At 56.2% G+C, this 18,313-nt stretch carries 12 protein-coding genes and 2 pseudogenes; 10 read left to right on the forward strand and 4 right to left on the reverse strand.

Going from position 1 to position 18,313, the window contains the following annotated elements; genetic code table 11:
* The 10 genes from BN1134_RS17920 to BN1134_RS17960 all read left to right on the forward strand — a co-directional run.
* Window positions 1-2,481, forward strand: a 2,481-nt coding sequence (locus BN1134_RS17920) for a DUF5801 repeats-in-toxin domain-containing protein (protein ID WP_052449535.1), incomplete at its 5' end; no start/stop codon positions are given.
* 88 nt (window positions 2,482-2,569) lie between these two features.
* Window positions 2,570-3,118, forward strand: a complete 549-nt coding sequence (locus tag BN1134_RS17925) for a hypothetical protein (protein WP_052449536.1) — start codon at window positions 2,570-2,572, stop codon at window positions 3,116-3,118.
* A gap of 47 nt (window positions 3,119-3,165) precedes the next feature.
* Window positions 3,166-3,870 (forward strand): SIMPL domain-containing protein, encoded by a 705-nt coding sequence (locus BN1134_RS17930; RefSeq protein WP_042048873.1) that lies wholly within the window; start codon window positions 3,166-3,168, stop codon window positions 3,868-3,870.
* 380 nt (window positions 3,871-4,250) lie between these two features.
* Window positions 4,251-4,769, forward strand: a complete 519-nt coding sequence (gene hcp1, locus BN1134_RS17935; protein WP_042048874.1) for a type VI secretion system effector Hcp1 — start codon at window positions 4,251-4,253, stop codon at window positions 4,767-4,769.
* A gap of 204 nt (window positions 4,770-4,973) precedes the next feature.
* Window positions 4,974-7,004: a type VI secretion system Vgr family protein gene (locus BN1134_RS17940; RefSeq protein WP_042048875.1), complete on the forward strand. Its 2,031-nt coding sequence runs from the start codon at window positions 4,974-4,976 to the stop codon at window positions 7,002-7,004.
* Window positions 6,994-7,722 (forward strand): DUF4123 domain-containing protein, encoded by a 729-nt coding sequence (locus BN1134_RS17945; RefSeq protein ID WP_042048876.1) that lies wholly within the window; start codon window positions 6,994-6,996, stop codon window positions 7,720-7,722. The genes BN1134_RS17940 and BN1134_RS17945 overlap by 11 nt, the downstream gene beginning before the upstream one ends.
* Complete coding sequence (locus BN1134_RS17950) at window positions 7,719-12,560, forward strand: RHS repeat-associated core domain-containing protein (RefSeq protein WP_042048877.1); 4,842 nt, start codon at window positions 7,719-7,721, stop codon at window positions 12,558-12,560. The genes BN1134_RS17945 and BN1134_RS17950 overlap by 4 nt, the downstream gene beginning before the upstream one ends.
* Complete coding sequence (locus BN1134_RS19835; RefSeq protein ID WP_156991865.1) at window positions 12,557-12,928, forward strand: globin family protein; 372 nt, start codon at window positions 12,557-12,559, stop codon at window positions 12,926-12,928. The genes BN1134_RS17950 and BN1134_RS19835 overlap by 4 nt, the downstream gene beginning before the upstream one ends.
* A gap of 428 nt (window positions 12,929-13,356) precedes the next feature.
* Complete coding sequence (locus tag BN1134_RS17955; RefSeq protein ID WP_232300678.1) at window positions 13,357-14,685, forward strand: tetratricopeptide repeat protein; 1,329 nt, start codon at window positions 13,357-13,359, stop codon at window positions 14,683-14,685.
* A 453-nt stretch (window positions 14,686-15,138) separates the two neighbouring features.
* Window positions 15,139-16,491 carry a tyrosine-type recombinase/integrase gene (locus BN1134_RS17960; protein ID WP_029303620.1) on the forward strand — a complete coding sequence of 451 codons (1,353 nt, stop codon included), beginning with the start codon at window positions 15,139-15,141 and terminating at the stop codon, window positions 16,489-16,491.
* A gap of 127 nt (window positions 16,492-16,618) precedes the next feature.
* Here BN1134_RS17960 and BN1134_RS20370 read toward each other — a convergent pair whose 3' ends face one another.
* From BN1134_RS20370 to BN1134_RS19480, 4 genes and pseudogenes are all read right to left on the reverse strand, one after another.
* On the reverse strand, window positions 16,619-16,789 hold the full coding sequence (locus tag BN1134_RS20370; protein ID WP_084214863.1) for a DUF2931 family protein: 171 nt from the start codon (window positions 16,787-16,789) through the stop codon (window positions 16,619-16,621).
* 31 nt (window positions 16,790-16,820) lie between these two features.
* Window positions 16,821-17,312, reverse strand: a pseudogene (locus tag BN1134_RS17965) (IS5 family transposase); the annotation flags it as partial.
* Window positions 17,313-17,628: 316 nt separating this feature from the next.
* Window positions 17,629-18,086, reverse strand: a pseudogene (locus BN1134_RS17970) (transposase); the annotation flags it as partial.
* 100 nt (window positions 18,087-18,186) lie between these two features.
* Window positions 18,187-18,313, reverse strand: a 127-nt coding sequence (locus BN1134_RS19480) for an H-NS family nucleoid-associated regulatory protein (protein WP_156991866.1), incomplete at its 5' end; no start/stop codon positions are given.

Here is an 18,313-nt window from a genome sequence, read left to right on the forward strand (position 1 = left end):
CTGGGCGATGGGGAGTACCAGCTGCAGACCACCCAGTACGAGGCGCTCGATCACGGCGACAACGCCACCTTTGACGAGGCGGTGAGCCTGCTGCTGGCGGCGGGGGGCAGCCTGAGCCTGCAATACAGCGTGACCCGGGTGGACGGCGATGGCGACAGCATCACCCGCAGCGCCAGCATTCCGCTGGTGACGGCGAGCAGCTCGGTGCTCAGCTTTGACGACGACGGCCCGAGCGTGACGGCCAGCCTCAATACCGCTGCCGTGGTGGCACTCGATGAGAGCGCCACCGGTAGCCAAACCAGCAACATCGATACCCTGACCTACCCGAAGGGGGACGATCTCCACGTCGCGGGCAGTGGCGCCATCAGCAAAGCGACCAGTGGCGCGCCGATCGTGACCGTGACCTCGGAGGCGTATGGCGCGGACGGCCCGGCGCCCCTCCAGGCCAAGGTGTTCGAGTTGGTGGTCAACAACAGCAACTCGGGGCTGAAGGTGACCGACGGCTCGCCCATTACTCTGCAGCTGCTCAGCAACGGGGTGGTCATCGGTATGGTCTCGGGCGGGGCCTTCAATGGTCAGGTGGCGTTTGCGGTGAACATCAGCGCCAGTGGCGTGGTGGCGGTCGAGCAGTACCTGTCGCTGCAACACCCGCTCTCGGCAGATCCGGACGACACGGTGTCGCTGCTGGCCGGCACGCTGGGGGTCAAGGTGACACTGACCGACGGGGACGGGGATCAGGTGGCCAGCAGCGTCGATATCTCGGGCAGTGTGCGCTTCGACGACGACGGCCCGAGCGTGGTCAAACCCGATACCGCGGTGATGATGAATGGTGTGGGCAGTGCTTCTTTCCTGCTCGATCTGGATGGCGCAGTGGTCGACAACTATGGCGCCGATGGCGGCACCCTGCGCTTTAGTTCGAGTCTAAATGGTGCCAATAGTGGTCTGACTTCGGGTGGGTTGCCGATCACTTATACCCTCTCGGTGGATGGGTTAACCCTGACGGCGGCTACGGGGGCCGGCACAACGTTTACCGTTGTACTGAATCCTGCTAACGGTACTTACACCGTTAACATGGTGGGCTCGGTAGATGGTGGCAGCACCAGCGTAGACTTTGATAATGGGGGGTATAACTTCGTCGGTGGAAACACGGCATGGGCGGGATTTGTGACCGCCGCGAATGATGACAGTAAAGATCTCCTGCTTACCCCGATGGGGGATGGCACCGTCAATACCACGGCCTCGACTGGCGGTATCGGTGGTGGGGCCTCAGTCGGAGATGGGGAAGCCATGCGAGTGGATTTTGTCGTCGACTTAGCGGGTTCACCCAGCAGTGGGGGGAGTGGTTATCTTGACCCTGCGAATCACACCCATAGCTTCGACGGTCACTATAACGTCAATGGTGGCTCTGCCCTCTTTACCGGCATTAAGGCTGAGGGGAGCTCGGTCAAGGTCATCGCGCGTCAGGATACCAATTCGCCCAGCTCGGTGAATAACATCATCGGTGACGGAATGATGGAGTCTCTGACCGCGATTGCGATTGCCTATGGCGGGTTTACGCAGATCGTGAGCCTCTCTGGAGGGTTAAGCCAACCCGTTACGGTTGGCGGCCATAACTTTACGGTCACCTTCAGCGATGCAGACCCTGGGGCCGGTGTGACCTATGCGGCGAACGTGGATGGAGTGAATGATGGAACTCGACTCTCGGCTTATACGGCCGATGGCTATAACAGCCTTGAGTTCCACTACGCGGGCGGTAGCGACTTTAAAATCGGGGATTTCGGTACATCCATACCGACTCCCGGATTGCCGGTTAGCATCGATCTCGGTCTGGCTGTGATTGATGGGGATGGCGATATCGCCAACTCCAGCCTGAATATCAACCTAATGCCGGATCCTCCCTTCACGGTTGATATGCATGGCGCCGGTAGCGATACGGTGATTACGTTGACCGGGAGTCAGCTCGATGCCATCGGCTCTGCCCATGATGACACCATCACGGGGAATAGCCTCGACAACATACTGTTTGGAGGTGACGGAGATGACATCCTCAAGGGGATGAGCGGTGCAGACAAGCTGATCGGTGGTGCCGGCAACGACACGCTGATAGGTGGGATCGGGGCAGATATCCTGACGGGGAACAGCGGTAGCGATACCTTCAAATGGCGGGGCAGTGATGCCAGTGCCGGAGTGGATATCATCAAGGACTTCCAAGTCGGCGTCGGTGGTGATGTGCTGGATCTTAGCGATCTGCTCAGTGGTGAGCATGCGAATGCCGCATCACTGGATCTGTATTTCACCTTCAGCCAAGGGCCGGGAAGTGGCAAGTCGACCCTGACCATCGATATGGATGGCAGTGGAGGCAGTGTGACGACCCAAACTATCCAGTTCGATAATATCGATCTGACCATGAATGGAACCCGCACCGATCAACAGATCATTGATGATCTGCTGGCGCAGGGTAATCTGAAGGTCGATCCGTAACAAAAGTAGGGGGGGCTTTTGCCCTCCCACTTTTTGAGAGAAGACAGAGAGTATGGCGCTCGCTAGAATGCGGATGCTTGGAGGAGAGATGATGGATCGGCTAAGTTGGGTTGAAATTGATGGTGTGAGATATAGCTGGGATGGCAATCAAATCGATTGTTATGGCCAGTTTGGTTATCATTCGACCCTGGCCGGTCATCGCCTCGAGCGGCTCGAAATTGAGAGCTCGACAGGTGAGCCGGCAGGGACGCTGGATGTGGATTTTGCAACAGGTTCTCTGGAGTTTTTGCCCACGCTGGGCTCTGAGCTGACCACCCAATCCATTCTCGTTGGCTCCGAGCTGGGGGAGAGTGAAATACCTTTGGTGAATCTGGCCGATCCAACGTGGAGTGATTTACTCAGCCAGAGCGATGAACTGCTGATTTGGGAACCTCAAGCGGAGGTCAGTGCCGTGGCTCCTCACCGCAGCCAGTTCCTGTCGTGGGAAGCGTTCGGTCTCATAGAAGGGACGGATGACTTAATGGGGGCAAGCTCCACGCTGGTGAGCAGCAACAGTATGGGCGATGCCATCTTGCTAGGAGAGCTGGATAGTGGTCACATCTCCCTCGATATACCGCCTCCCTATCACGACGTTTAGCACAATGTCATAATCGGCTCTCGACTCATTTCCTCTCGAGGCCTGTCATGCGCAAGCACCTTCTTTCCCTTTCTTTTCTGGCGATGAGCCTGCCGGCGTTGTCTCTGGAAGTTCCAACCGCTCCTCACATTATTGTCAATGGTATGGCTGAATATAAGAGTGAGCCCGATATGGCGACGCTCTCTGTGTCGGTGAGCGCCTTGCAAAAAGAGGGACTCAAGGCCAAACAGCAGGTTGATAGTAAGGTCGCGGCCTTCTTTAGCAAGCTTGAAGCAATGGGTATCGAGCGTAGTGATGTCGAGGCCGGTAATCTGGTGGTGTCACCGGAATATCAATATGAAGCGAATAAACGCCCCCAACTCATCGGGCATCGTGCTCAACGTCAGCTGGCAATCAAGCTTTACCAGATGGATAAGTTGAGTGAGCTGATTGATACCGCATTGGCGGCTGGGCTCGAGTCGGTTTCCCAAGTGGTGTATGGCCTTAAGAATGCACAGGATGCAAAGGATAAAGTGCGTCTCGAAGCGGTGAATGATGCAAAGCATAAGGCTGAAATGCTGGCACAAAGTTTTGGGATGAAGCTCGGTAAGGTGTACTCGGTTGAATATCGTAGTGCCATGCCTATGCCTGTCTACGCCCGCTCTCTCAAGATGATGGCGCCTGCTGCGCAAAATGAGTCTGCTGACACTGGATATCAACAGCAGTCGATCACGTTTACCGATTCGGTAGATGCTGTATTTACGCTCGAATAATGGTCATAACGGGTAACACGCCTGCCTTCGGGTTGGCGTGTTATTTCATGGGGGAGTGCTGATGCGCTGGGATGATGGCGGCTTCCATTGAGCGGGCTTCTCTAACATGGATGCCTTACACCTTCAGGGGCATTAGAAACCGCCGTGCTGGTGTTATATGTTGCCATGAGCAATAAATTGCTTGGTTTCTGGTTTTTTATTTTAAAGGTGCAAATTTTTGCAGTGGCATGCGTTGGTTTGCGCAATAAGTTGCTTGGTGTTTCGGTTTGGGGTGTCGCTGCTCCCGTATCGTATTGTTTTGTAATGCATTTTGTTTTGGCATAAACGCTGCTTAGTGTCTCGGGAGTGTTATACCCGTTCAACTAATCAGGAGCATCATCATGCCAACTCCATGCTATATCAGCATTCAGGGCAAGACCCAAGGCAACATCACTGCCGGCGCTTTCACCGCCGAATCTGTCGGTAACATCTTCGTGCAGGGCCACGAAGACGAGATGCTGGTGCAAGAGTTCCAACATGTCGTCACTGTACCGACCGACCCGCAATCCGGTCAGCCGTCCGGTCAGCGTGTGCACAAGCCGTTCAAGTTTACCGTGGCCCTGAACAAGGCCGTCCCCCTCATGTACAACGCCCTGGCGTCCGGTGAGATGCTGCCGAAGGTGACCCTGAAGTGGTACCGCACCTCCGTGGAAGGTAAGCAGGAGCACTTCTTCAGCACCGTGCTGACCGATGCCACCATCGTCGACATCGACTGCCAGATGCCCCACTGCCAAGATCCGGCTAAGGCTGACTTTACCCAGCTGATCCAAGTTTCTCTGGCCTATCGCAAGATTGACTGGGAGCACACCGTGGCTGGCACCTCTGGTGCTGACGACTGGCGTGCGCCGATCGAGGCTTAATCCGCTAAGCAAGGGGGCTCTGTGTCCCCTTGCTTATTCCCTCTCTCTTTCGTCCCTTACCGGGAGCACTGTGCTTTGCCACTCCCTCTGGATGGGCAAAGCACAGTGCGGTCTGCCGACTTGCCTTTCTATGCGCCTTATGGCGTGCGGTAGCCGTGGTGAAACAGCGCAAACGCATTGGGATAAGCAGCCGGGGTGAAAATAATGGCCAACAGCACGGGATTACAATTCACGGTCAAGGTGGGCTCGCTGCCCGATACCACCTTCGCCGTCGCCGCCTTTGACCTCGACGAGGGGCTCAACACCCCCTTTACCCTGACTCTGGAGCTGGCCAGCCAGCAGAGCGACATCGACTTTGCCGCCGTGCTCGATCAGCCGTGCGAGCTGCTGGTGTGGTTCAACGGCGAGCTGCAACGACGGGTGTGCGGGGTGGTGAGCCAGTTCGCCCAAGGGGACAGCGGCTTTCGCCGCACCCGCTACGTGGCCGAGGTCAAACCGGCCCTGTGGCGATTGGGCCTGCGCCATAACGCCCGCATCTTCCAAAGCCAGAGCCCGCAGGAGATCATCAGCATCCTGCTGCAAGAGGCGGGCATCACCGACTACGCCTTCGCCCTGAAAAATGAGCACGCCCAGCGCGAGTACTGCGTCCAGTACCGGGAAACCGATCTGGAGTTTGTGGGCCGCCTCGCCGCCGAAGAGGGGCTGTTCTACTTCCACGAGTTCGACGCCGGCCAGCATCGCATCGTGTTTGCCGATGACGCCGCAGCGCTGAGCGCCGGGCCCGAGCTGTTTTTCAACCTCGCCAATCAGGGGCTCTCTCAGGGCGCCTTTGTGCGCAAGTTTCGCTATCGCGAATCGGTGCGCCCCTCTGACGTCGAGCTCAAGGACTACAGCTTCAAGACCCCGGCTTACGGCCTCTCCCACAAAAAGCAGGGGGCAGAGCTCGACCATCAGCGGGGCACCTACCAGCACTTCGACTACCCCGGCCGTTTCAAGCAGGACGCCAGCGGCAAGGCCTTTAGCGGTTACCGGCTTGATGCCCTGCGCCGCGATGCGGTGAGCGGGGAGGGGGAGTCCAACGCCGCCGCCCTGCTGCCGGGCCAGACGTTCAGCTTAAGCGAGCACCCGAACGGGGCGCTCAACATCGACTGGCAGGTGGTGCAGATCCGCCATCGGGGCGAGCAGCCCCAGGCGCTGGAGGAGGAGGGGGGCGGCGGCCCGACCGTCTACCACAACGCCTTTACGGTAGTGAAGGGGTCGACCACCTGGCGCGCTCTGCCGCCCCACAAGCCGATGGTGGACGGCCCGCAGATCGCCATCGTGGTGGGCCCCGAGGGCGAAGAGATCTACTGCGACGAGCACGGCCGGGTGAAGCTGCAATTTCCGTGGGACAGATACGGCAGCTCCAACGACCAGAGCTCCTGCTGGGTGCGGGTGAGCCAGGGCTGGGCCGGCGGCCAGTACGGCATGATGGCCATTCCGCGCATCGGCCACGAGGTGATTGTCTCGTTTTTGGAAGGTGACCCGGATCAGCCCATCGTCACCGGGCGCACCTATCACGCCACCAACCGGCCGCCGTACGAGCTGCCGGCGAATAAGACCCGCACTGTGCTGCGCACCGAGACCCACCAGGGTGAGGGTTTCAACGAGCTGCGCTTTGAAGATCAGGCTGGCCAGGAAGAGATTTACATCCACGGCCAGAAAGATCTCAACGTGCTCATCGAGAACGATGCCGCCTGGCATATCAAGCACGACGAGCACCGCGACATCGACTTTGATCGGGTGACTCGCATCAAGGGGAGCGACCACCTGACGGTGGAGGGCGAGAAGCGCGATCACATCAAGGGTGACCACTCGCTTAGCGTCGATGCCAGCATGCACCAAAAACTGGGTGACAGCTGGCTGACTCAGGCCGGGCAGGAGGTTCACGTCAAGGCTGGTGCCAAGGTTGTGTTGGAGGCTGGCTCGGAAATCACGGTCAAGGTGGGGGGCTGCTTTATCAAGGTTGATGGGGGGGGCGTTACCCTGGTCGGCCCGTCCATCAAGATGAACTCCGGTGGCCGCCCCGGCTCGGGCTCTGGGTGGGCGGGCAAGTCTCCGATAGGGCCACAGGGAGTCAGTGTGCCGCCAGCGCCCAAGGTACCGCTCAGTCCAGCACAGTTAGCCACGATGAAGAGCGCTGCTCCTTTCTGTGAAGAGTGTGAGAAGTGTAAGGAGGGTGGCTGTGAAATCTGAAGCTATGCCTCTCATCGAATGGAGCAGGAGGCAGGAGTCGCCCATCTATGCCCTGTTGGCGGGAGCTAGTGAGGCCGCCCCTTTGCAGCATTACTACCAACTCGACGGCAGTCATACGCCACGCGGACTCTATCTCGGTACCCCCTATCACGACTGGCTTCCGGTCATGCCCTATATCGTCCCTGTTAACAGGGAAAGTCCCTTCATCGAGTGGGCTGCGCAGACCGGCTCGCGTGACTGGGGCTGGCTGCTCGCGACCGATCAACCTATCGATACACTCTATGCCCATCTGCAGGGACTGACTCAGATATGGCATCTGGGAGACGCCGTCTTTTTCCGCTACTGGGACGGGTTTTACTTGTCCACCATCGCTAAGCAACTTGGTGATGGCTTTACCGCCTTACTCCCTGAGCTCAGCGCCCTGTGGTGCCAGGGGCAGGCCTTCTCGTGGGGGGCATCTGAGCCACACGAAGTGCGTCCTTTTCCCTGGTGGGCTCTTCCTCCTGACGTTGCTATCGCGCTTTCCAGGCAAGATGTGGGCCCCCTGATTAACAACTTGATGCAGCAGCTGGCCGACAGTAATGGCCAGCTTTATTGGTCGTTCCCCGAGGCGAACCTGCGCTGCAAGGTGGCGCGTTTCGTTGCCCGTCATTCATCCCCTGACATCGATCTATTTCCGGCGCTGGAAGCGGCGCTGATTAATGAGGTTCAAGCATGAGTAATGCCGGCCAGGCTGTCTTCACCGAAGTGATCGCCGATTATCGCAATGCGCTGAAAGAGTATCGCAAGGATGCTGAGAGCTTCTTTCTCGGTGACATGCTTAGCATGGACATGGAGCAGACGATCAAGGTGGGCGACAAGACTATCACGGCATCGTCCAGCAGCAAGAAGACACAGTCTGTGGTGACCCAGTGCCCGTTGAGCGGCACGTTGCGGCTGGTGCACCTGTTTGAGTCGGTGCGTTTCATTCCCATCGGCAATACCCCGTACAAGGTGGAGGCGGGGAAACTGGTGCGCGGACGTTTTGTCAGCGAGGCGGTAGCCAAGGAGGGAACCCTGGATGACCAGGGGATTGCCGAGGTCGGCCAGCTGACCCCTGGCAAGTCCTATCGGGTGACCTTCTACCCCGATGTGCAGAAGGGCGATCTGGATACTCTGTTTGCCTCTTATGTCCCTGTTCAAAAAGATCTTGAGGCTTGGCTCACTAAGGAGTGGAACAGCGAACACAAGGCGGCCTGGGCACGTTACAGTGGCTCAGGTGGTGGGTTTGGTAGCCATACGATGGCAGCTGCCAGTGGTATCGGCAAGGCATTGGTCGGTGTGTGGGATGATCTCAATACCATCTACAACTTGCTGGCCGATCCGGTGGGCAATGCCAAGAAACTAGCCGAGTTCGGCGTCGACGCGGTTGCCATGGCTAAGGCTGGCGCCTCCCAGATGGAGGCCGCCATGTTGGTGCTACAAGACGAAGCGCTGCTCTATCTCTATGCCTATGCCCTAGTGTGCTGGGTCAAAATGCTGCCCCCGGATCAGCAGACCGAGTTTGGTGCTCAGGTGATTTCGTCGGTGCTGATTGACGTGATCATCGGGGTGGTGCTGACCGGCGGGGTTGGCTTGGCGGCCCGCTATGGTGCCAAGGCTGCCACCATGGCCAAGAACAGTGATCGGGTCATGAGGCTGGTCACCTCACTGGTGGATCTCTCCAGGAAACACAACCTGGCCCAGCACGCCCAGAAGGCGAAAAAGGTGCTGATCACCGGGGCTGCGCCGTTGAGCCCGGCCAAAAAAGCGGATCTCAAGCTGGTTGATGGCAATGCCAGAACGTTGGTGGAAAAAGGCACGGCGGCCAAACGCCGATTCCAGGGGCACACCGAGATTAAGCAGGTGACCAAGACACCGGATGCCTCCAAGCAGGCCACTACCCCGAACAACCACCCCCATCAATCTGAAGCTAAAACTTGCAAGAACAACTGCCCGGTCTCCATGGTGACGGGGGAAGAGTTGCTGGCACTGCAAGATGGCGAACTGCCGGGCCTGCTCCCCTTTGTCTTCGGGCGCCTCTATCGCACGTCCGCCGTCGCGCAATCTTGCGGCATGGGACTTGGCTGGACTCATGCTCTTGCGCACCGGCTTGAACGTCACGGCGATACATTGACCTGGTGGGATGAGGAGTCTCTGGCGACCGAGCTGCCGTTGCCATCGGCGGCCAAGCCCATGGTGACCAACCGGCTGGCCGAGGCGGCAGTCTACCTTGGTGACGAGCCCGATGAGGTGATCGTAGCCAAGGCGGGGTCTCCTTTTCTGCACTTTACCTGGCATGGTAACCGTGGGCGGCTGACCGGTTTTTCCGATCCCTATGGCAATCGACTGACGGTGCGTTCGGACCGTCAAGGACGCCCTGCCAGGGTTGAAAATGAAGGGGGGCTGGCCCTTCGTCTCGTCTATGAGGGCGACCACATCATGGCGCTCGAGTTGCAGCGCTTTGATGGTATTGCCTGGCAGCCCCAGGCCACGCTGCAACGCTACCACTACGATGACCATGGTCACCTGGTGGCGGCCGAGAATGGGGCCGGGGAGTGCGAGCGTTATCGCTATCGCGATGATGGGGTCATTGTGGAGCGCCACCTGGCTGGCGGTGCCGGTTTCTTCTGGGAGTGGGAAGGGGAGGGCAAGGCCGCCCGAGCCATCCGTCACTGGAGCGATGTGGCGGGCTTTGATGTCACCTATGGCTGGGATGATGACAAGGGTGAGGTAACAGTCATCAATGCCGATGGCAGTCAGGAGGTGTATCAGCACGACAGCCAGGCACGTCTTGTCCGACAGCAGGATCCGGATGGTGCGATAACCGAGTTTGCCTACAACGACAAAGGCCAGAAGGTGCTGGCCCGTGATCCGCTGGGGGCCGAGACTCATTATCACTATGACGAAGAGGGGCTGCTGACCCTCAAAGTGGCTCCCGATGGCAGTCAAACTGACTATCACTACTGGGATGGCCGGGTTCGCAAGATAGTGCAGGGGGAGCGCGAATGGCGCTTTGATCACAACCCGCAAGGGGACCTGATTGCCAGGCGCGATCCCCTGGGGAACGAAACCCGTTATGGCTATACCCCCCAAGGAAAGCTATGCGCTGTGGTTCACCCAGACGGCACTCGCACCGAGCTGGTGTGGAACCGCCTTGGTCAGTTGATCGAAGAGAAAGGGGTCGATGGCGGGATAAGCCGCTGGCGCTATGATGAGCGGGGCCGCCAGATCGTGCGGCAAGACCCGCGTGGCGCAATCACACGCTATGAATGGGATGCGGCCGATCGCCTCAATGCCGTTCATCTGCCCGGGGGCGGTGTTCGCCGCTATGAGTACAACGCCTATGGCAAGGTAACGGCGCAGTGGGACGAGCAGGGACGCGAGACCCGCTTTGACTATCACCCCGGCCTGCATCTGGTGAGCAGGCGCATCAACCCCGATGGCAGTGAGCTCAAATACCGCTACGACAACGCCAAGCTTTTTCTCAGCGAGATCGAGAACGAGCATGGTGAGCAGCATCGTATCCACTACTACCCCAATGGGCTGGTCTCGCAGGAAACCGGTTTTGATGGTCGCACTACCGCTTACCGTTATGACCTCAACGGACGTCTGAGCGAAAAGGTGGAATTTGGCAAGCAGGAGACCGAACTGGTCACCCGCTATGAGCGCGACCCCATGGGACGCTTGCTGAAAAAATCCCTGCCTGATGGTCGCGAGATCGCCTTCGAGTACGATGCCCATGGTCAGCTCATCCGGGTCGACGATGGCGCCTGGCCCCTGGCATTTGACTACGATAGCGCCGGTCATCTGCTGGCCGAGCATCAGGGGTGGGCCTCAAGCCACTTCCAATACGATGCCATGGGGCGACTGTCACACTGGCAACTGCCCGACGGCAACCGGCTCGGCTATCACTATCAGCACGGCGTACTCGGCGGAATTGATCTCAACGGCGCCGAACTCACGCGCCACCAAGTGGTGGGGGGGCTTGAGCTGCGCAGGCAGCAAGGGACGCTCACCCAGCAGTATGAATATGACGAGCAGGGGCGCCTGACGGCACTGCGTCTGCAACGGGGCAAACTGGTCGCCCGTGAGCGGCGCTATGGCTATGACAGAACGGGCAACCTGCTGCGCATTGATGACAGCGTGCAGGGGGAGCAGCACTACCGCTACGATCCGCTGGACCGCTTGCTGGAGGTGAGGGGCGAGCTGACCGAGCGCTTCTTGCACGATCCGGCCGGCAACCTGCTGAGCCAGACGCAAGGGGATAAGTTCGATGCGGCGCGCACCCAGGGAAACCGGCTGCTGCTGAGTGGCGATCGTCATTTCGAGTACGACGAATTTGGCCGATTGGCGCTAGAGCGCCGTGGTAAGGGTCAGCAACTGGTGACCCGCTATCACTACGACTGCCAGCACCAGCTGATCCGCGCCGAACTGCCCGATGGCAGCACCGCCCGTTATGATTACGACGCCTTTGGCCGCCGCATTCGCAAGACGGTGAAGGGAGCAACCGGCGAGCAAGTCACCGAATTCTTGTGGCAGGCCAACAACCTGATTGCCGAGAGCAGCTATTTGCTCGGTGACGATAAGCGGCGTACTGACGAGCAGTACCGCACCTTTATCTATGAACCTGGTAGTTTCAAACCCCTGGCACAACTGGAGGGGGAAGGGCAGAAGGCCGAGGTATTCCACTACCAGCTTGACCATCTTGGTACTCCATTGGCACTGACCCGTACAAGCGGGGCCACCGCCTGGCAGGTGCGCTATCGAGCCTATGGCAATGTCTGGCGCGAAGAAATTGCCGAGGTCACCACCCCCTTGCGTTTCCAAGGGCAGTATTTTGACGCCGAGACCGGGCTTCACTACAACCGCCACCGCTACTACCAGCCCGGTACGGGTAGATTTATCACCCCCGACCCGATAGGCTTGGCCGGTGGACTCAACAATTACCAGTATGCACCTAACCCTATTGGTTGGATTGATCCGCTAGGATTGAGCAATCTTCCAAGTCAATGCCCTGACACATTGCCGAGAGCCAGAATTTCTGCTGAGGAGCAGGATGTGTTCAAGCAGTTTGAACAACATCATGCAGGACAGTTTAAAGATGACCATGAACTGGTTAGTGCATTCGAAGGTTTAAGGGATAATGAATCGCCATGGCCTGTAGGATTTACACCAAAGAGCCGAACAATTGAGCCAGGGGAGCGTTTTAATATGGCATTAGGGCCAGGGCAGCCCATAACTAGTCCTGGTGGATTTGGTTCTATGGACAGTATTCACTCTGCGGACTTTGTGTGGAATGAGCTGGCAGTAAAGCAGTCATGGAAACCTGCCGGTATCGATCGAGTAGTTACATATGAAGTAACCCATCCCTTTGAAGTCCTAGAGGGACCTGTTGGGCCTCAAGTTGAAAAACTATATGATGGTAGTTACAAATATCTCACTGGTGGGGCTAATCAGATTAATTTGAGATTGCCGAGAGATCCAGTTGAAAAAATGAACTATCTGAAAGTTGTCGATGTTAAGGACATAAAATGAAAATAATAAATGATACTGATTTTATGTATAGTGAATGGCTTTATGGTGAGCGGTTAGTTAGATTATTGCATCCTAATAAAGGTTATGCTGTGTACTCGGATAAAAAAAAACTAGTGGTTTCTATGGAGTATGGCACTGGGAATAACCTTGACGCTACCGTTTATGATATTGAAGGGAATGCGATTGCAAAAATAGCACCCTCGGCAGAAGATGTTTTTTATCAATATATATCTCAACATCCAAAGTCGGTTAGTGGTATTGCTGTAGTGGGGTCGTTTGATAAAATAGTTGATAATTTTCAAGATTGGTTTTTTGAAATTAATTTAGATGATTATTATGTTGGTAGGCGTATTTCTCCAGCCTATTGAAATAGTGGGAATGTAAAATGTAGTGCTTTGCATAACTCATTGATATATGGAGGGTGGCTCTTATTTATTGTTTTATTTGTAGTTGCTGATGAGGGAACTGTTTTTTTAGTTGGCGTTAACATGAAATAATAAATAGGCTTATAATCTATAAGACGTTCGTTAGGGAAGGCGCGGCCTACTTGTTTGTATTTTACTTATATGTAAAGCTTGACGAAGCTATAAATAAGATATGATATTAGTTTTGCCGGACGTGTTGTGTGAGCTCAGAAGTACTCTAAGATGTATTATTAAGAGGGCTCATGGCTAAAGATCACTATTTGAGAAAAATACTAGATGATGTGATGTTTTGAGTATCACGGTGAACGGATTTCTATCTCTGGTTTTGGAAAAGAAATAATACAATGATTCAAAGAATTTTTTTAGTTGCCATGACAGCAGGCTGGCTGTCCGGTTGTGTCACCGCCCCTATAACTGACAATGAACTCCTCCAGGCCGCGCAAGCGGGCAAGGGAAGTGCCCAATATGAACTGGCCAATCGCTTGGCGGCGAAGCCGGATTATCCCGAGGCTATGCGCTGGATGAAGCAGGCGGCCGACGGCGGCATGTTTGGGGCCAGTCAGGCCACGCGCGCCAAGGCGGCCTTGCAGGTCGGCCAGTGGTATGACGCAGGGCTCGGGGAGCCCAAGAATCCGGCGCTGGCCAACGCGTGGTGGCGCAAAGCCTCGCGCCTTGGTAGCGGCGCGGCAGACTATCAGCTGGGGCTGGCTTGCCAGGCAAATCATGGCGGCAAGGTCGTCGCCATCTGTATCGACCATTTCGAGTCGGCGGCCAAGCGTGGCGAGGCCAATGCCCAGCAGGTGCTGGCCAGTTGGTACGCCAGCAAGCCCGAGCAGGCCAAGGAGGCTACCGCCTGGTTTGCCAAGGCGGCGACCCAGGGCAACCGGGATGCGCAATACGAATTGGCGCGCCGTTACGAGCTGGGCGAAGGGGGGGCCAAGGTGCCTGCCGAGGCCGAGCGCTGGTATGCCAAGGCGGCGGCGCAAAAGCAACCCGATGCCCTGCTCTGGATGGCTCGTCAATCCCAGGGGGATGAGGCCATTGGTTACTACCAGCAGGCGGCCCATGCCGATGCGGTTGAGGCCCAGCTCTGGCTGGCCCGGGCCTATCTCAGCGGCGAAGGGATGACGCGCGATGAGAGCATGGGGCGTTACTGGTTGGAGCGGGCGGCGACGCAAGGCTCCCACGAGGCCGAATACCAGCTCAGCTTGCAGCAGACGGAGTCGCAGCGGCGGCTGCACTACCTCCAGTTGGCGGCAGCAGGCGGGGTCGCTCGGGCCCAGTATGGGCTGGCCACCTGGTTGCAGGAGCAGGGGGATGATCCCCAGGCGCGCCAGTGGCTGGCCAAGGCGGCCGCGCAGGGATTGCCCGAGGCGCAGTTTGCCTATGGTGAGATGCTGCGCTGGGGACAGGGTGGCAAAGAGAACTACGCCGAGGCGTTTCGTCACTATCGGTTGGCGGCCGCGACCGGTAACCGGATGGCCCAGTACCGCATGGGAACCATGCGCGAGGAGGGGCTAGGGGCACCGCGCAACCGGCTGCACGCCTATGCCTGGTATGCCCTGGCTGCCACCGAAGGGATGGAGGAGGCGCAGAAGGCCCGCGAGGAGCTGGAAGGGGAGATGAAGAGCGACGAGATAAAGAAGGCGCAGCAATTAGCCCAACACTGGTTCAAGCGCTTGCCGGACGACGCATCATAATGTCTCTTGACGCTGGCAGATAAACAGGGGGAGCGGTGAAAACTGCTCCCCCTGTTCGTTCTGGCGGTTAACTGAACTGGAGCCGTGTCCCCCTCTTGGCACTCCCCTGATCCTTGCCGCCGTATTTCTGATGGCGGTGGTCTATCAAGGGTGACCCGCTTTCAACCCGCATGCGAGGTATATCCCCCTGGAAAACACAAAGGGTTGGCGTCATGACGAAGCCAACCCTTTGTTTTGTCTGGTGCCGGTAATAGGAGTCGAACCTACGGCCTTCGCATTACGAAGTCAATAAACTCACGTTTAATCCTGTCTTGATAAATCCAATAAACAAATTCATTTACATTAAATTCAATAACTTAAGCACATGTCAAATTCACTCTTGTCCAACGACATACAACCCTATACGATGCCAAATGTGGTACCCCATGTGGTACCCCAATACGAGGTTTTAGGATGATTTCTCAAGATCGACAAGTCGCGGCAGCAGAGCTTAAAGAAGGTGCAACCGCAACCCGATTTGCTATCAGCTCTAAACATGGTAACGGGTTATCACTCGAGGTTCGGGCCGGTAAGCAAAAACGCTTCGTGTATAGATTTAGGCTACTTGGCAAGCAACAAACCATGGTACTTGGACTATACCCTGCGATGGGACTTGCTCAAGCTCGTGAGCGACATTGTGTTGCGGTGGGGCAAGTCAAACAGGGCATCGATCCCCGTCAGGTTGTTGCAGAAGCTAAACAAAAGAACGAACAGATGCTCGTGCTTGATGAACTGTTTGAGCAATGGCTTAGCCACAAAGCCAGCGTAAAACGCCGTGATGGCGTTCGATCAGAGATTAGCCTTCGAACCGTCACTGATTATCGTCGAATCTACCAAACACACTTGCAAAAGGTCCTTGGTAAATATCGAGTTTGCGATATCACCATGGCCGTCCTCCACCAACACTATCAGAAGCTACAGAAGGTCTCTCTTGAAGGACTTCGTAAAGCAATGGGGATAATGAACCAGGTGATGGAGGAGGCTATGCGACGACAGCTTATCGAGATTAGTCCCACGTTGGCACTCAAACCCAAAGTTTACAATGCGACCCCCAATCCACCTCGAGAGCGTTGGCTACCAATCTCTGAATTACGAGCCTTGTGGCATGCATTAGAAGAGGGCGTTGAAGGTGGCGGAGCGTTAACAGCTGGTGGCCGTGGCATTGCTACGACTTCTGTTCTTTCTGGAAGTGTCGCCAATGCAATTAAAATCGTCATATTGAGCGCGGTTCGTCGAGGTGAAGTGATATCGATGCAGTGGGCACACTTGGATGGTGATCGCTGGACGATTCCGGAAACCAAAAATGGGCGCCCGCATGTGGTGACCTTGTCGCCTTTGGCTCAGGAAATCATTTCAGAGCAGCGAATGATAACCTCCTCTACCAGTCCATATGTGTTCGAATCGACGACGAAGCTGGGTCATGCCATCACCGGTGACGCACTTATGCGCGCCCTTGACCGGCTACAGAAGCGTAAGCTGGCTGAACTTGAGCCTTTTAGCGTACACGACCTGCGGCGCAGTGTTGCAAACTGCTGTGGAATTGAACTTGGTGCAGGACCTCTAGAGATAGAGCATATGCTGAACCACCAGATCAGTGACAAACTCCTGCGAACTTATCAGGCGGGTGCTTTACGTAACCCTGAAAAACTGAGGAGTTTATTTCTTCGGTGGGGGGATATTGTGAAACATCAAATAGCCCAATATGAAGTAGAAAAATCATCTGATGTTATGGGGAACGTAATCCAAGGGACATTCGGTAAACGCTGAGTTTTCAGCTCAATCAGACCTAAGAAGGAAGCGGCCGATTGCCGCTTCCTTCTATGAGCCTGTTTAGCCTGATATGCTACGCAGCCACCTGATGGGCATATAGCTGATGCGGCGCCTTCCCTAGCCATTAGCCTTGCCTGTCAGGTGGTCTGTTGCTGGTGATAACTAGATCTGTACAATCATACCAATTGTTAGGATTGGTTAAAAACACCTCGACATACCCACCGGGAGCAAACCCTAGCCCCATCACATTGGGCTGTTTTATTCGACCGTTGTTAAGCCGATAACGCTGCACCATCTGCTTATCTCGATTTATGGGCACTGCTATTTCATGCTCGTATCATCTGGTCCACTCGAAACAGATTCGCCAGCGTAAACAACATCGCCAGTTGGTTGACGTTCTTGCGCAGCCTGTTGAACCGGGCCTTCACGAAGCCAAATTTACGTTTGATGAGCCGGAACGGGTGTTCCACTTTGGCACGGACGCTGGACTTGAGCCTCTCAAAAGCAATTACTGCCTTGTTTTTACGAGGATGCTTTTTGAGTTCCTTGAGTTTGCCAAGGCGCATGGCAATCGCCCATTCAGCCTTCACGTCGGCCAGCTCTTCACGATTTTCAGCCCCCTGATATCCGGCATTAGCGAACACAAACTCTTCCTTGCCATGGAGCAGATTACCCATCTGATTGAGGTCGTGCTCGTTGGCTGACGTAGTCTCCAGACTGTGAGTCAGACCACTCTTGGCATCGACGCCGATATGAGCCTTCATGCCGAAATACCACTGATTGCCCTTCTTGGTCTGATGTATCTCGGGGTCACGCTCTCCACGTGCGTATTCCGGTGAAGTTGAACAGTGATTCCGGAATCTGTGAACACCATTTCCGGAAAGTATGCGGACAGGGATTCTTCGAGCAGAAGCTGAGCTTTGAGGGGAGGCATCTTTTCGACTCACTGAACAAGCCAGCAGCCAAGCGCAGCGCGGCAGTTGTGGATCCAAGACGTTGGAACAGGACGGTTCATCTGACATCAGAGTACGTGCACTGAGGTGTCCGGAATCGGTGTACACGCAAGCCGGAATCAGTGTTCATTTTAAACCGGAATAGGTGTTCATTTTCGACCGGAATATGCACCACGCTTGTTTTTGGTGGAGTTGGGGCTTCGATGATGGTGGCGTCGACCAGCGTGCCTTGCTTCATCATGATGCCAGCGTCACAGAGCCACTGGTTGATGGCCTCGAAGAGTTGGCGTGCCAGTTGGTGCTGCTCCAGCAGATGCCGGAAATTCATGATGGTAGTGCGGTCAGGGATGGCCTGGTCCAGGGAGAGCTTGGCAAACAGACACATCGAGGCAATCTCGTAGAGTGCGTCTTCCATGGCGCCGTCGCTGAGGTTGTACCACAGCTACATGCAAGTGAATACGGGGGGGCGATTGGCGATGGTTGACGCCCGTTACCTGCCTTGGGATAGACGGGGTCGATGACCGTCAGCATCCTTGACCATGGGAGCACAGCCTCCATGCGGGCTAAGAATATCTCTTTGCGGGGTTTGCGGAATTTAGCATTGAACTCGCTATCCGCGAAGGTGAGCTGGGGACTCATGCTGAACCTCACCCATGATGCCAAGTGGGGCTCATGCTCTCACGAAAAGGACTCGCCCCCCCCCCCTTAAACCATGCCGTGAGGGCATGGCCTTGTCTATTTAGATGAGGAACTCATCCAGCTGACGACCTTGCTCGAGTTGCTCAGCCAAGAACTTGGGTGTACGGCCCTGACCGGTCCAGGTTTTCTCTACGCCATTTTCAACATAACGGTATTTCGGGGGCCGA

Origin of the sequence: Aeromonas simiae (assembly GCF_000820125.1) — a bacterium.
Lineage (GTDB): Bacteria > Pseudomonadota > Gammaproteobacteria > Enterobacterales > Aeromonadaceae > Aeromonas > Aeromonas simiae.